Consider the following 16558-nt stretch of genomic DNA (forward strand, 5'->3'; position numbering starts at 1 on the left):
TGTCCATCCTTTTCAGCTGTGGTTAAATATAAAAATTGATATGTCTGATGTTAGCTGGCTTTCGCGCTCTGCCCTGCTTGTAGGTAATGATGGAATAGATAAACTCCAATCCAAACATGTTCTCGTAGTCGGCTTAGGCGGAGTGGGTTCTTTTGCCGCCGAATTTATCTGCCGTTCAGGAATTGGTGAAATGACCATTGTTGATGGTGATGTAGTTGACCCCACCAACCGGAACAGGCAGCTACCTGCTTTGGCCACCAATCATGGTGTCAGCAAGGCTGCAATTATGCAGGAACGTTTATTGTCTATCAATCCCGAATTAAAACTGCATGTAGTGAACACCTTTCTTACGCCAGAGAAATGCAGGGAAATTTTAGAAGCCGGTTTCGATTATATTATGGATTGTATTGATAGTGTAATGCCTAAAATTACATTATTAGGAACGGCATTGGAAAAAAACATCCCCATTGTAAGTTCAATGGGCGCAGGTGGTAAGATGGATCCCACACGTTTAAGAATTACCTTGCTGCCTGAGACTTATCAATGTGTTTTTGCCAGTTATGTGCGTAAGCGGCTGAATAAACTTGCCAATGCGGCAAAAATAAAAGCTGTTTTCTCCACAGAAGAAATGGATAAAAATTCTATGATCATGACCGATGGAAGCAACTTCAAACGCTCGGCTTATGGTACAGTTTCCTATCTGCCAGCAGCATTTGGCGGCGTATGTGCTTCGGTAGTGATCCGCGATTTACTTGGGCTTCCTATTGAAATGGCCGAACGGCCTGCAAGGATCAGCCATAAAACATTAGCCAAAAAGAAGAAAAAACCGTAAACAGGTGTATTGTTGATATCATGATTTCGGAAAAATTTTAAATTGTTGTAAGTTTAAATTTCCGAGAAATATCACATTATGCCCCAGCCCCTCAAAATTCTTCAAGCCTCAGCAGGTTCAGGTAAGACGTTTAGTTTAACCGCACATTACCTCACACTGCTTTTTAGCGGCGATAACAAATACCGCGAAATTTTGGCCGTAACCTTTACCAATAAGGCAACAGAGGAAATGAAAACCAGAATACTGGAAGTATTACTTGGACTGGCAAAAGGTGATCTGTCAAAAAAAATCGACGACTATCGGAAACTAATTCTTAACGCCTATCCGATATTAAGCTCACAGGAGTTACAGATCAAAGCAGATAAAATATACCGTAAAATTCTGCATGACTACAGCCGTTTTTCTGTAAGCACCATTGATGGTTTTGTCCAGAAAGTAATCAGGGGTTTTGCTTTTGAGCTAGGCCTAAACGCCGATTATAATTTAGAGATGAATTATGATAAGGTGAAAGATGATCTGGTAAACAAACTGGATGAGGCCTTAGATCACAACAAGCAGCTGTTACAATGGATTATCGATCTGGCCATTGAACGCATTAGCGACAATAAAAGCTGGAACTATAAATTCGAACTTTATAACCTGATCGGCGAAATATTTTCTGAACGTTTTCAGATTTTTGAAGATGCGGTAAACGCTCTTGGTTTGGAAAACATCGACGAATTATTTAAAAAATACATCAGCCTTACTAAGGCAGAAATCAAAAGCTTTGAGGAAGAACTGGTTTCGCTGGCAACAGAAGCAAACGAAGCTCTGAATGTAACCGGGGTAGAAACCGAACACCTGAAAGGGAAATCCAGAAGTCCGCTGGCTAAAATTATTCTCGTTGCCAGGGGTGATTTTTCAAAGATCGAACCTCTTTTCAATCTGATTGATCAACCCGATGAATGGTTTCAGAAAAATGCAAATTTCCCTGAAGCTTTTGATACGGTAAATCCGATACTAAAAAAGTTAAAAACGCACTATTTAACACATTTACCCAACTACAGTCTGGCTATTGCCTTCAATAAAAACCTTTATTATTTGAGGTTGATGCAGGAAATCGCTATGCTTTTGAAAGAATACAGGGCGGAAAACGATAACCTGCTGATCAGTGATGCACAAAAGCTGATTTCAGGAATTACCGAAGATGCCGGAGACAACCCTTCTTTTATCTGGGAAAAAGTAGGCAACCGTTACCGCAATTTTTTGTTCGATGAATTTCAGGATACTTCTACCAGTCAGTGGGGCAGCTTTAAGTCTCTATTGACTAATGCAATGGCCACACCGAGCCAGGATCTGATTGACCACCTGATTGTTGGCGACACCAAGCAATCTATTTACCGCTGGCGTAATGGCGATTGGAACATCCTGCATAAATATGCCAAATTAGATGTTGGTGCAGAAAATGTATTGGAAGAAAGTTTAGCCGAGAATTATCGTAGTGCCGAAAACATCATCACTTTCAATAATTTCCTTTACAAGGCTATTCCCTTAACCTTGCAGAACGAATTGAATGAAAACCTGGCCACCAAACCCGAAAGCATTTCCAGATGGTGGCTAGAACAAAATTACCAGCAGATTATTACCGATATTTATGGTAGCTCTACACAAAACTTTGCAACCAATACCCTAAAAGGCGGAACCATAAAAATCAAAAAATTCGGCAAAGATCATGCACCGGATGAAGCTCGTTTTACCGAAACTGTTTTTAGGGATATTGCATTAGATGATATTGTTAATGAAATAAACTATCTCAGAAACGAACAGCAATATGCACTAAAAGATATTGCCATTTTGGTTCGATCGAACAGTGAAGCTTTACTGACGGTTAAAAAATTAATGGAGCATAACTTACCCGTTTTATCTGGCGATGCGCTATTGATTTCGAATAACTCGGCCATACAGCTCATCATTAACACATTAAAAGTATTGATCGGTTTAGAAGCACAAACAGCATTATACAAGGCCAACTGTATAGCCCTCTACCATGCGCTGCACAACAAGGACATAGATGCCAGTTATTACCTCAACCTGACCAATAAACCTTTAAGCACGCTTACTGCCGTTTTACCGGTTACTTTGTGCGAAAACTGGCAAAGTTGGTTACAGCTTCCCCTACCCGAGCTGGTAGAAATATTGATTGAAAGTTACGGATTAAAAAGTCTCATCACCAACTTACCCTACCTGCTTGCTTTTAGAGATTTGACAGCCTCTGCCGCCAAACTGGGCGAAAAAGGTATCCTTTCATTTTTAACCTGGTGGGAAGAAGATGGTATTAAAAAATCATTACCATCGCCGGAAGGTGCCGATGCCATACAGATTATTACCATTCACAAATCGAAAGGTTTAGCTTTCAGGGCTGTTTTTGTGCCTTTCTGTAATTGGGAAATTAAGGGTAAACCTAATGGCACTTTCTGGGTGTCTTCAGAAGAAACGGTTTATAGTGAGCTAAAAGGCATTCCATTAAAATACAATGAAGCACTGGCCGATTCAGCAATTGCAAAAGCCTATTACGAAGAGTTGCTTTACAATAACATGGATGCATTAAATATGCTCTATGTAGCCACTACACGATCCAAAGATTATCTTTACATAGCTACCATGGCCAAAAAGGAATTGAAATTATCCAACATGGGCGATGCAATCAATTTCACTTTTGATGAGCAGTTTGATGAAAACGGCGTGTACGAAATTGTAGAACCTGTAACAATTGAAAATAAGATGGAAGATTCGAATTTTATCAACCTCGATAGTTATCCAACTACAACGCGCTTATCCGAACTTTACATCCCTTCAGAAGACAAACACTTGAAACATTTAGTGAATATTGAAAAATCAGGTAGAAAAGGCTCTTTACTGCACGATATCCTGGCCAGCGCCAGTACACAAAAAGAAGTTGATGATTACACCTCCAACCTGGTTTTGCAAGGCATTATCCAGGAGGAAGAAAAGCAGAAATTAATTTCATCCGCACTTGAAGTACTGGAACACCCCGAATTAAAAGAGATTTTAGGTAAGGCCAGCGAAAGCATTGTAGAAAAAAACATTATCGATGCCAGTGGAAAACTGCACCGTCCTGATCGGGTTTTGATTAATGCCGATGAAGTGATAATACTTGACTATAAATTTACCATCGAGGAGAGCGACAAACACATTGAACAGGTCAATAATTACAGAATTTTACTTTCAGAGATGGGTTACCAAAATATCAAAACCTATCTCTTCTATGCAGTTAAAGGCAAATTGAAATTAGTTTAATATGCAGATGAAACCATTTTTACAGGAAGTTGCCGAAGATTTAGTTGCCCGGTTTGATAACCAGTTGGAAAACTGCGCCATCGTTTTCAATAATAAACGGCCATCGGCCTATTTACAGAAACACTTTGCAGATATCATTGGTAAACCATTTTTCAGTCCTGCATTTTTTACCATACAAGAGTTCTTTGCCAGTTCTACCAGTTATAAAATAGCCGATTTTTACCTGCAGTTTTTTACTTTGCACCGCATTTATAATCAACTGCTTGCTGAAGAAAAATTAGAAACCATTTCGAGCCATAAGTTTTTTCCTTTAGCAAAAATCATCTTAAGCGATTTTAATCAGATTGATGCCGATTTGGTTGATGCAGAAAAATTATACCGAGATCTGGAAGATATATCGGTCATCAATAAAGATTTCGATTATTTAAGTGCAGAGCAATATGAGTTTCTTGCCCAATTCTGGACTTCTTACTCTGAAGGAAAACATAAAAAACAGCAGGAACTTTTTATCAAGATGTGGCGCAGGATGCCGAAACTTTACCATAAATACCACGCAACACTTAAAGCGCAAGGCTATTTAACCAATGGTTCCGTTTATCGGTATCTGGCTGATGATATCACCCGTCATCAGGGATTCATTTCGAATTTTGATAAGGGAAAGATCATTTTTGTTGGATTTAATGCTTTGAGCAGTGCCGAAGCCAAAATATTTACCCAGCTACAGGAAGCTGGTAAAGCTTTGTTTTACTTCGATGCCGATCCATATTATTTAGACGATATTTCGCAGGAAGCAGGCTTGTTCCTCCGTAAAAACATCAGTCAACTCGGTTTGAAGAATGAATTTGCCGACCAGGAAAGTTTAATGAAATCGGCCCCGCACCAGGTAAAAGTTTTTAAGGTTCAGGGGCAATCTGCACAGGCTAAAATCCTGAACAATATTTTAGCAGAAGATTATACTGCAGCCGAAACTGTTGGAAAAACAGTGGTGGTTTTAGCAGATGAAAGTTTATTAATTCCCACTCTTCAAACAATACCAACCAACCTGAACGGCAAAGAGATTGACCTTAATGTAACAATGGGTTTTGCTTTGTCAACCTCCAGTATTTTTGGTTTGATTGATTTGTGGTTGGCGAGTCAGCTGGAGATTTTACAGCGCGATAAAGTAAGTTACAAAAATGTAGAAGCTTTTTTAACCCATCCCCTAACTGGTCTTACCCAAAAAATGCGTGATAAAATTTTAACCGCACTGCTGGAAGAAAATCAGGTAGAGATTGATCATCAACGGCTGTTACGTCAGAGCGGCCTATTTGAGGCTTTTTATAAAAAAACCGACGATCCACAACATGTGGTTACCAATCTGTTGGATGTACTGGATTATGTACTCACCCGATTATCAAATGCAAAAACGCTCAAAAAAATCGATGCGGAACTGTTTGTAAAAACCATTCAGGAGTTGAACCGTTTGCACGATACTTTTAGCAACCACATCGGTAAAGAAGAAATTCCGTTTGTCATTTATCTTGTTCAAAAATCAATGCAGGCCATTGCGGTACCACTTTCAGGCGACCCTTTGAATGGAATCCAGGTAATGGGATTGCTGGAAACCCGGAACCTGAATTTCGACAAAGTGGTAATTTTAGGTTTTAATGAAGGCATTATCCCGAAATCATCTATCGGTAACAGCTTTATTCCAGATTCAATACGTCGTGTTTATGGATTGCCGGTTCTTGAAAATCTCGATGCCATTTCTGCTTATATGGTATACCGTCTATTACAGCGGGCCAAGAATATCAATTTTGTCTATAACAGCCTGACAGACGAATCTACCTCGGGCGAAGCCAGCAGAATACTAAAGCAACTGGAGTATGAAAGTGGTTTCGAATTCACTTATAATGAACTAAATCTTGAAGTAAAAACGGAACCCTTTAAAGAAGTAAAGATCGAGAAAACAAATAATGCCTTCATTCAGGCAACACTCCAAAAATACCTTGATAAGAAAAAGGTGCTTTCCCCTTCAGCACTCACCCAGTACATTTCCAATCCGATAGATTTCTTCTTCAATTACATTGCAGGCATTAAAGAACCGAAAGAAATCAGTGCAGTGGTAGAAGCTAATGAGATCGGTTCGATTTTGCATAAAGTGATGGAATATTTTTACGAAGATTTAAGATCTGATGAAATTACTATAGCGCGTATTAAAGAAAAACGCAAACAGGTTCCTAAACTGATACAAAAAGCCTTTAACGCGGTGATGTTCAAAAATCCTGATATGATCATGGAATATAAGGGCATGCAAAAAGTTATCTTATCCATTGTAGAGGCCTATGTAAATATCATTTTAAATCAGGATGAAGCGCAAACCCCTTTCACCATTATCAGTCTCGAACAAAAGGTAGAGGCCGAGATCAGTTTCCCGCTAAGGGGAAAAGAAGCCAGTATCAAAATTTTTGGTTTTATCGATCGTGTTGATGTAAAGGATGGCGTAACCAAAATTATTGATTATAAAACCGGTAGCGATAAGCTCACGTTCAAAGATATTCCTGAGTTGTTCAATTCTGATGGTAAACACATCAATAAAGCGTTGATCCAGACCCTATTATACACCTATGCCTATGAACAGTTTTCGGGCAAAAGTTTTGTAGAACCAAATCTATACGTAGTAAAAACCATGAGTGCAGATGGTGTCTGGTTTAAATCAGGCAGGCAAAACCTTTCAGGAGCCTATTTAGAAGAAATTAAACCGGAATTTCTTGCCGAATTGAGAAGAAAACTGACTGAACTTTTCGAAGCACCCTATTTTATGGCCAGCAAAGTGGAGGAGAATTACAAATATTCTATTTATAAAACTTTATTTGGAAAATAGTAGTGACCGCAAAAAAGCGAACTAACCTTAAAGGGCGCTAAATCTGCAATAAAAATAACCAGCGGGCAAACTGAGGAAAAAGCACAGCAGAAGCCGAGCTTCATTAAAACTTAGCTTAATCACCCTCTGCGTAAATCGCTGTGTTTCCTCCGGTGAAACAAAACTTTCCATACATTGCGAAAACATTGCATGCTTTGCAGTTAATCTCTTAAATTTAAAAATGCTAACCTTAAATTTTACAAATTTCCCCGTACTCGAAACCGAGCGTTTGATCCTGCGCGAACATGATCTTGCCGATGCCGAAGCACTCTTTGCCATGCGGACCAACGAAACTGTAATGAAATATATCGACAGGGAAAGACCGAACGATATTTTTGAAGTCAAAGACTTTATTTCCCGAATTAGAAATAGCTATGAAAATGGAGATAGCCTCGCCTGGGTAATTGCCTTAAAGGATAAGCCTAAGCAAATGATTGGTTCAATCGGATACTGGCGTACTGATTTTGCCAATCACCGCGCAGAGATAGGTTATATGCTACATCCTGATTATTGGCGGCAGGGAATTATTTCAGAAGCCCTAAAACGGTCAATTGATTTTGGTTTTAATGAGGTTAACCTGCATACCATCAGTGCCAACATTAATGTAGAAAACAATGCTTCCAGACAGATACTGATCAAACACGGCTTTGTAAAAGAAGCACATTTCAAAGAGGATTATTATTTTAGGGGCCAGTTTCTGGATAGTGAAATTTATGGATTGTTGAACCCGAATCACTAAATCTAAACAAGCAGATCATCCAACTCGACTGAAACGAAACGGGATGCCCGCCTGTGCTGGCAGAGAGATCTAAATAGATTTAACGAAGCACCGAATGGTTCTTGACTTCGTAGCTCCACGCGAAATCAAAGCAGGTGGATGGGGTGGCTATATTTCGGAAAAAGCACAGGCATTAACATAAAACGCTTAACAAAAACTCAATTGCCCAATAATATTTCTCCTTACAAGGAATTAACAAAAAATTACGCTTAAAAAAACGTTAAATAATCAGGCAAATCACTTATAATTATTACAAAACATAGGCATTTTAGCCTTTGGTTTCAAAGCGATTAATAATTATATTTGCCACCGTTATTAAAATTTACAATGAGAGAAATCCAATTTAGAGAAGCACTTCGCGAAGCCATGAGCGAAGAAATGCGTAAAGATGACCGCGTTTTTTTATTAGGTGAAGAAGTAGCAGAATATAACGGTGCGTACAAAGTAAGTCAGGGTATGCTTGATGAATTTGGTGCAAAACGAATTATCGATACCCCAATTGCCGAATTAGGTTTCGCCGGTATTGCAACTGGTGCAGCTACAGCTGGACTTATTCCGATTGTAGAGTTCATGACATTTAACTTCTCTTTAGTTGCGATCGATCAGATTATCAACGGAGCGGCTAAAATCTTATCAATGAGCGGTGGTCAGTTTTCATGCCCGATGGTTTTCCGTGGCCCAACAGGTAACGCAGGACAGTTAGGTGCACAACACTCTCAAAACTTCGAGAACTGGTACGCTAACACTCCCGGCTTAAAAGTGGTAGTTCCGGCTACACCTTACGATGCAAAAGGTTTATTAAAGCAATCAATCCTTGATCCCGATCCGGTAATTTTCATGGAATCGGAAGTAATGTATGGTGATAAAGGCGATGTTCCGGCAGAAGAGTATTATATCGAACTTGGTAAAGCTAAAGTAACCAAAGAAGGTACAGATGTAACCATTGTAACTTTTGGCAAAATGTTAACCCGCGTGGTAAATCCTGCGGTGGAAGAGTTAGCCAAAGAGGGAATTAACGTTGAAGTGATAGATTTACGTACTGTACGCCCTATCGATTATGCGACTATTATCGAATCAGTTAAGAAAACAAACCGTTTGGTTGTGGTAGAAGAGGCCTGGCCATTGGCTTCGCTTTCTGGCGAAATTGCCTTCATGGTACAAAAACATGCATTCGACTATTTAGATGCACCAGTTTTACGTATTACCTGTGCAGATGTTCCACTTCCATACTCACCAACTTTAATCGCAGCAAGCTTACCTAATGCGGAGCGTGTAGTTAAAGCGGTAAAAGAAGTAATGTACGTTAAAAAATAAAATGTCATCCGATAGTTATCGGATCTGAGCATAGCGAAGATGCTTTTTAGATATCAATCCTCCAAAGTAATTTGGGGGATTTTTTATTCCCATACTATGGAGTGGTACCCTAAAATGTTGCAATGTACAGATACTAAAAACCGTAGAAAATCAAAAAAAATGAAGCTATAATATTTCTGTTTTTTATATGATACATGTGGTCAGTTTGTAGAAAATAACTTAGTTTAACATGTGCTTGGTAAAACCTGAAAAATGATTGAACGCTGATCATTGGCTCTTTTTTTTCAAAAACTTACTCACAAATTTCGGTGGAAAACTTCATGTTAAAAATCATTAAATCCCACAAATCCTGATTAGCTTTGCTTCCTTTATTTTACCCTTTAGGATATGTTAACCCACCATAAAATAATTGCAGCAGAACTAAAAGTTGCAGAGAAACAAGTAACCGCAACCGTAACCCTGTTGGATGAAGGCGCAACCGTTCCGTTTATTTCCCGTTACCGTAAAGAGGCAACCGGTAGTTTAGATGAGGTTGAGGTAGCCGCCATCCGCGATCGGGTTTTGCAATTACGCGATTTAGATAAACGCCGTGAAGCGATTTTAAAATCGATGAACGAACTCGGTAAATTAACGCCCGAACTGGAAAAAAAGATCAGTGAAGCAGAAAGCATTTCGCTTTTAGAAGACATTTACCTTCCATTTAAACCCAAGCGTAAAACACGTGCATCGGTTGCAAAAGAAAAAGGCTTGGAACCTTTGGCGCTGCAGATATTTGAGCAGCACAGTTTCGACCTTGCGGATGAGGCTGATAAATTTATCGATGCCGAAAAAGGTGTAAACTCGCCTGACGAAGCTTTGGCCGGGGCAAGGGATATCATTGCCGAACTGATTTCTGAAAATGCAGAGGCCCGTAACAAAATGAGAACCTATTTCCAGGAAAAAGCCGTCTTTAAATCGGAAGTGATCAAAGGAAAAGAAGAAGAAGGGATTAAATATAAGGATTATTTTGAATGGAGCGAGCCGGTCAAAACAGCTGCATCTCACCGTGTACTGGCCATGCGCCGTGGCGAAAAGGAACTGATTTTAAGATTAGATGCACTTCCACCTGCAGATGAGGCCATTGCTATACTGGAAAATCAGTTTATTTTAGATAATAATGCGGCTTCTAAACAGGTTCAGCAGGCTTTAGAAGACAGCTACAAGCGCTTATTGGAGCCAGCAATGGAAACCGAACTCCGTGTTTTTACCAAACAAAAAGCAGATGAAGAAGCCATCCGGGTTTTTGCCGAAAATGCACGTCAATTGTTACTAGCGGCTCCAATGGGGCAAAAAAATGTACTGGCCATCGATCCGGGATTCCGTACAGGCTGTAAGGTGGTTTGTTTAGATAAGCAGGGTCAGCTGTTAGAAAATACTGCCATTTATCCGCATACCGGACAGGGTAATATTAAAAATGCTGAATTTACGATCCAACAGCTTTGCGAGAAGTACGAAATTGAAGCCATAGCTATTGGTAACGGTACTGCCGGTAGGGAAACTGAAGCTTTTGTGCGCGCATTAAATTTACCACACATTACGATTGTAATGGTTAACGAAAGTGGTGCGTCAATTTATTCCGCATCAGAAGTGGCCAGAGAAGAATTTCCCATGCATGATATTACTGTGCGTGGAGCTGTTTCAATTGGTCGCCGTTTAATGGATCCATTGGCCGAATTGGTTAAAATTGATCCAAAATCTATCGGTGTTGGCCAATATCAGCACGATGTTGATCAGAATAAATTACAGGCAAGTTTAGACGATACCGTAATCAGTGCAGTAAATTCGGTAGGGGTGGAATTAAATACGGCTTCAAAACAGATCCTGGCTTACGTTTCTGGTTTAGGACCAACTTTAGCGAAAAACATTGTCGATTATAGGAACACACATGGTGCTTTTAAAAACCGCGAAAGCTTAAAAAAAGTACCTCGTTTGGGCGATAAAGCATACGAGCAGGCAGCAGGTTTCTTACGTATCCGCAATGCCGAAAACGTTTTGGATACCAGCGGTGTACATCCTGAACGTTATGCCGTAGTGGATCAAATGGCTAAAGACCTGGGTACTACCGTTTCTGCGCTAATGAAAGACACACAATTGCAAAAACAGATAAAACTACAGCAATATGTAACAGAGGAAATCGGCTTGCCAACATTGAATGATATTTTAAAAGAACTGGCGAAGCCCGGCCGCGATCCACGGGAACAGTTTGAGGCTTTCAACTTTACCGATGGTGTGAATGAAATTTCTGATTTAAGAGTGGGTATGAAACTACCGGGAATTGTAACCAATATTACCAATTTTGGAGCCTTTGTTGACATTGGCGTACATCAGGATGGTTTAGTCCACACCAGTCAGCTGGCTAACCGTTTTGTAGCTAATCCAAATGACGTGGTGAAAGTGCATCAAAAGGTAGAGGTTACGGTAATGGAAGTTGACGTGACCCGGAAAAGGATTTCCTTATCGATGAAAACTGAGGTGGGTCCGAAGTCTGAAGTCCGCAACCGGGAGTTGAAAGAGCAGAAACCCAGGCAGAATTTTAAACCGAATAACAATAACAAACAAAACTTCAAGCCGCGTAATGAACCAAAAGATGCAGATGGCGATTTACAGGAAAAATTGGCAAAGCTTAAAGGGATGTTTAAATAATATGGTTAATGAGCGGCACAGGTAAACTTGTGCCGCTTTCATTTAGGAAATTACCAGAGCGCGAATTAATAATCAAATTGATGGGTATAATCTTTATTAACGTCGACGGTAACACCATCATCATTGGTAACCACTTTACCATCTATCTCCGCTTTATAGCTGATCTGATAGCTGGCATTAAAGTTAATGCACTGCGCGCTAGCCGTAATTACATCAACTGGTAATATCGTCTCAATTACATAAGTTTTGGTACTTCCGGTAAAATCGTCTTTCCCTAAAGAAATAGCAGCTTCATTGTTCCTGGTCACACCATTTACCTTCCAGATGGTTTTAGTACCTTTAGTATCACCCCCTACAATCACGAACGAAACGTAGTCATCAGTTGCATTCACGCCGTTTGCAGTGATGGTAAATTTTGCAGTTTTACCACTTTTTGAAGGAGTAGTTTCCGAATCTTTTTTACAAGAAAATAATAGCGAAAAAACGAGAGCAAGAGATAATAATGTTGAAATTTTTTTCATAGATTTTTTATCATTTTCTTAGCACATATGCGAATAAAATGCCAAAACCAGTAGCTATCATTAAAATACTATATTTCAGGTAAACAGAACTACCTGTTTTTAAGTAGTTTTTAGATTGTATTTCATTTTTTAATGCCTGCTATGATAAACAATGTCCTAATTCTTGTTTTCAAGAAAGATTTAAAGAAAAGATAACATTTCCAAAGTCCTTAATCTTACCTTACAAATTGGATAGCGGCTTAGCTTTATTAGATTGTGGCTACTACGAACCCTCAAACCTGTCTCTGAGTTCAAATCTTTTTTTCGGTAAACTATCAGGATAGTTATTCTGAATAAATGCAATCATAGCTTCTCTCACGTAACACCTCAAATCAAAAGCTCTTGATGAATTGGAGGCGCTCATCAGAAAACGCACCTCAATGTTCCCATCTTTAGTACTGTCTGTAACCTGTACCACATTTACCCTTTTATCCCATAAGGGGTTTGCATTCAACAATCTGGTTAATTCCTGTCGCATAGGTTCAATAGGAATAGTATAATCAAGATATAAAAAAACTGTCCCAAGCAGATCAGCAGAAACACGTGTCCAGTTTTGGAAAGGCTTTTCAATAAAATAGGTAATCGGCAAAATCAAGCGTCTTTGGTCCCAAATATTAACAACTACATACGTTAGCGTAATTTCCTCTACCTTACCCCACTCGCCTTCCGCTATCAGCACGTCGTCAATTCTGATCGGCTGTGTAAAGGCAATCTGAAAACCCGCCAGTAAATTGCCAAGTGATTTCTGCGCAGCAAAACCGATGATAATCCCTCCTATGCCGACACCGGTAAGCAGCCCCGCTCCGATTTTACGCATACTTTCGAAACTCAATAAAATAATGGCAACAGTAATTAAAATAATGAGCGAAACAATAAATTTTCGAACAAATTGCAATTGTGTTCTGATTTTACGCTCTTTAAGATTGTTTTCTTTATTTAAATCATATTTCAGGTAGAAATAATCTTCCAAAACGTTAATCACACGCACTAAAATAAACGCAAAAACAATCGTTAAGGCTATTTCCAATGCTTTGCTTATTGGAAGTCGATATGTTGGAGACATTTCCATCAGCGTTAAAGAGAAGTTGAGGAACAATAAAGGTATTAAAAAAGCAATAGGCCTCCGCAAGTGCTTAACTGTCGATTTTATAATGATAAAATCCCACCACCGGGAAAGCAGGATAAAAGTTTTGTGAATGATGAACCTAACAAAAATACCAAGAGATATCGCTATCAAACCAATAATGAGGTTCTTAAAAAACAAAGGAATAGGATAACCGAAAATCTGGTCGAGATATTGCATAAAAGAAATTTGCTGGTTACTGAATGTGGCGCTTGGCCATTTGACATTTTAATAACAGCTATATTTTTGGATTGTTTGCCGTTAGAAAACCAATAGATGAAAATAAATTATTTACATTAGCATTTATACGTTACCAATAAATACACATGGATTTTTTCGATGCTCAAAGTATATTTTTCATAGCTCTTGGCTATAAAATGAGTTATTTGGAATTCTTTGCTGTAATTACAGGGATTATTTCAGTAATACTTTCTGCAAAAGCCAGTATTTGGAGCTGGCCCATGGGTATCGTAAATGTATTTTTATCAGCTTTTTTATATTATCAAAATCAGCTCTACCCAGATATGTTTTTAATGGCTTTCTTTTTTGTAACCAACATCATAGGCTGGTGGCGATGGACAAACCCAAAGTCGGGAGAGGAAGATAAAAATAAAGAGCTTAAAATCAGTTTTATGCCGTTAAGGCAATTTCTGTATTTATTATCTATTGGCATTATTGGTACATTATTGATCGGTACTCTGGCCGCTCGGCTCCACAACTGGCTGCCCCTATTATTTAATTTACCGAGTGCCTATCCTTTTATTGATTCATTTATTTTTGTAATGAGCATAATCACCACTTTTTTAATGATTCAGAAAAGAGTAGAATGCTGGATAATCTGGTTGATTATTGATATTGTAGCTACTTATCTCTATTTCCTAAAAGGAATTAAATTTATGGGAGTCGAATATTTCATTTTTACCATTATTGCAGGCTTTGCCTTATGGAACTGGATTAAGGAATACAAGGGTTACAGTAAAACAATATCGAATACTGAAGATTTATAGATCTGATTTCGACTTACAAAACATTTTTTTATCTTTAACTTAGATCCTAAATGATATGACAGCGAAACAGATGCTTCCTATCATCCCTGATAATATAGTACTTAATAAAATTTACGGGTTAAGAGGCCTAAAAGTGATGCTGGATAGTGATCTGGCGGAGTTGTATGGCGTAGAGACTAAACGTGTCAATGAGCAGGTTGGTAGAAATCCTGATCGGTTCCCAGAAGATTTCATGTTTCAACTGACTGATGAAGAGTGGTTAAACTTGAAGTCGCAAATTGCGACTTCAAGTTGGGGCGGTAGAAGAAAACTTCCTTTTGTTTTTACCGAACATGGCATACTGATGCTGTCAAGCGTATTAAAATAGCAAGCAGGCTATCCAGGTAAATATCCAGATTGTCAGGATTTTCTCCCGAATACGGCAATTTATTATTGACAGCGGTGAACTTAAACTTGAAATCGAAGAAATTAAGCAAAAAGTAAGCAATCAGGATAAAAACATCGAACTGGTTTTTACCTATCTGGATAAACTCATTGATAAGAAAATCGAGCCAAGAAAAAGAATTGGATATATGCCGGATGATCTGTAAGCGATAACATGACATCTATTCACTTTACACATAACCTTTAATAATTGTTCTAACCAGTTTTCTAACGGAATTAAGCGATATCCTTTTAAATTCTCAACAGCTTTACTCACAATGTGATTCCAAGAGGTAATTTATTTATAAAATCGATATAAATGACAGTAGAATTTAATGTGAAAAATCTCCCCAGGGACAATCATTGCAAGAAGGCTTTTTCTGCCAATAGCCCGCCCCGTTTCTTGTGGAAGCAATCTTTAGAGCAAAGAAAACGAGCATGATAGATTGCTTTACCCAAGCTTGCGGATTCCTCCTTGCAATGACGACCTTTTTTAGGAAGGTCTGTCCATCTTATGCATGAAAAATATACAGCCGATGAACCTATTGCTTGCTACCTCAACATCATAACTGCATTTAAACGGTATAAAAACTGGATTGAAGCCCCTGGAAGAATTGCAGGTTTTACTTTACAAAAAAGCAATAATCAGATTGCCTCATCGCTACGCTCAGCGCAATGAAAATATTTTATGCCAAAAATTTCACCACAACTATTTGATAATAAAAGTATTCTATCTATCTTTGCAGTCCCAAATTTAATGGGAATAATAAATTGTTTAATAAATTAAATACAAGCAAGTGAATACGTTAAGTTACAAAACTGTCTCGGCCAATGCTAAAACTGTAAACAAACAGTGGATTGTTGTTGATGCGGAAGGCGAGATTTTGGGGCGCTTGTCATCGAAGATCGCTATGATCATCCGTGGTAAAAACAAGCCTGAGTACACCCCACACGTAGACTGCGGTGATAATGTAATTGTTATCAATGCAGACAAGGTTAAATTGACAGGAAACAAATTCGGCGAAAAGCAATATGTTTCTTACACTGGTTATCCAGGTGGTCAACGTTTTATTTCTCCTAAGGAGTTAATGGCGAAACACCCTCAACGTGTAATCGAGAAAGCGGTACGTGGTATGTTACCGAAAACTAAATTGGGTAAAAAATTATACACCAATCTTTTTGTGTATGCTGGTGCAAACCACCCTCATGCAGCTCAATCTCCAAAAACCATTAAACTTTAAGAAATGTCAGTTACTAACACTTCAGGAAGAAGAAAAACAGCTGTTGCACGTATCTACTTAAAAGATGGTGCTGGCGCAATTACCGTTAACGGTAAAGATCATAAAGAATATTTCCCTACTTTACCTTTACAATATATCGTAAACCAAAGTTTAGAAGTTGCTGAACTTGCTGGCCGTTACGATATCACTGTAAACGTACAAGGTGGCGGAGTAAAAGGACAAGCAGAAGCTGTTCGTTTAGCTATTGCTAAAGCGATTGTTGAACTAGATGCGGAGAAAAAACCTGCATTACGTGCTAAAGGCCTGATGACGCGTGATATGCGTATGGTTGAGCGTAAAAAACCAGGACGTGCTAAAGCCCGTAAGAAATTCCAATTCAGTAAACGTTAATCACAGGAG

General features: G+C 38.8%; 12 protein-coding genes. 10 read left to right on the forward strand and 2 right to left on the reverse strand.

The genetic code is table 11. The annotated features are described in order from the left end of the window. Positions 1 to 40: 40 nt before the first annotated feature. The 6 genes from ACK1I8_RS16525 (at position 41) to ACK1I8_RS16550 (ending at position 11805) form a co-directional block, all read left to right on the forward strand. Positions 41 to 832 (forward strand): ThiF family adenylyltransferase, encoded by a 792-nt coding sequence (locus ACK1I8_RS16525; RefSeq protein ID WP_412466411.1) that lies wholly within the window; start codon positions 41 to 43, stop codon positions 830 to 832. A 78-nt stretch (positions 833 to 910) separates the two neighbouring features. Continuing rightward, positions 911 to 4129 carry a UvrD-helicase domain-containing protein gene (locus ACK1I8_RS16530; RefSeq protein WP_412466412.1) on the forward strand — a complete coding sequence of 1073 codons (3219 nt, stop codon included), beginning with the start codon at positions 911 to 913 and terminating at the stop codon, positions 4127 to 4129. A gap of 7 nt (positions 4130 to 4136) precedes the next feature. Next, positions 4137 to 6992 (forward strand): PD-(D/E)XK nuclease family protein, encoded by a 2856-nt coding sequence (locus ACK1I8_RS16535; protein ID WP_412466413.1) that lies wholly within the window; start codon positions 4137 to 4139, stop codon positions 6990 to 6992. A 220-nt stretch (positions 6993 to 7212) separates the two neighbouring features. Then, entirely contained in the window at positions 7213 to 7770 is a 558-nt protein-coding gene (locus tag ACK1I8_RS16540; protein WP_412466414.1) for a GNAT family N-acetyltransferase, read from the forward strand. Positions 7771 to 8136: 366 nt separating this feature from the next. Next, a complete protein-coding gene (locus ACK1I8_RS16545) occupies positions 8137 to 9123 on the forward strand; it encodes a pyruvate dehydrogenase complex E1 component subunit beta (RefSeq protein WP_090982977.1) in 987 nt (328 codons plus the stop codon). 387 nt (positions 9124 to 9510) lie between these two features. After that, positions 9511 to 11805, forward strand: a complete 2295-nt coding sequence (locus ACK1I8_RS16550) for a Tex family protein (protein WP_412466415.1) — start codon at positions 9511 to 9513, stop codon at positions 11803 to 11805. Between the two features lie 65 nt (positions 11806 to 11870). Here ACK1I8_RS16550 and ACK1I8_RS16555 read toward each other — a convergent pair whose 3' ends face one another. Both ACK1I8_RS16555 and ACK1I8_RS16560 read right to left on the reverse strand, forming a co-directional pair. After that, positions 11871 to 12326 carry a hypothetical protein gene (locus tag ACK1I8_RS16555; RefSeq protein ID WP_412466416.1) on the reverse strand — a complete coding sequence of 152 codons (456 nt, stop codon included), beginning with the start codon at positions 12324 to 12326 and terminating at the stop codon, positions 11871 to 11873. Between the two features lie 262 nt (positions 12327 to 12588). After that, positions 12589 to 13428 carry a mechanosensitive ion channel family protein gene (locus tag ACK1I8_RS16560; RefSeq protein ID WP_412466417.1) on the reverse strand — a complete coding sequence of 280 codons (840 nt, stop codon included), beginning with the start codon at positions 13426 to 13428 and terminating at the stop codon, positions 12589 to 12591. A gap of 437 nt (positions 13429 to 13865) precedes the next feature. Here ACK1I8_RS16560 and pnuC point away from each other — a divergent pair, with 437 nt between their 5' ends. From pnuC to rpsI, 4 genes are all read left to right on the forward strand, one after another. Further along, positions 13866 to 14495: a nicotinamide riboside transporter PnuC gene (pnuC, locus tag ACK1I8_RS16565; protein ID WP_412466418.1), complete on the forward strand. Its 630-nt coding sequence runs from the start codon at positions 13866 to 13868 to the stop codon at positions 14493 to 14495. Between the two features lie 55 nt (positions 14496 to 14550). After that, a complete protein-coding gene (locus ACK1I8_RS16570) occupies positions 14551 to 14862 on the forward strand; it encodes an ORF6N domain-containing protein (protein WP_412466419.1) in 312 nt (103 codons plus the stop codon). Positions 14863 to 15715: 853 nt separating this feature from the next. After that, positions 15716 to 16159 carry a 50S ribosomal protein L13 gene (gene rplM, locus ACK1I8_RS16575; protein WP_412466420.1) on the forward strand — a complete coding sequence of 148 codons (444 nt, stop codon included), beginning with the start codon at positions 15716 to 15718 and terminating at the stop codon, positions 16157 to 16159. A 3-nt stretch (positions 16160 to 16162) separates the two neighbouring features. Next, on the forward strand, positions 16163 to 16549 hold the full coding sequence (gene rpsI, locus ACK1I8_RS16580; RefSeq protein WP_039481187.1) for a 30S ribosomal protein S9: 387 nt from the start codon (positions 16163 to 16165) through the stop codon (positions 16547 to 16549). Positions 16550 to 16558 lie beyond the last annotated feature (9 nt).

Source organism: Pedobacter sp. KLB.chiD (assembly GCF_047040275.1).
GTDB lineage: Bacteria > Bacteroidota > Bacteroidia > Sphingobacteriales > Sphingobacteriaceae > Pedobacter.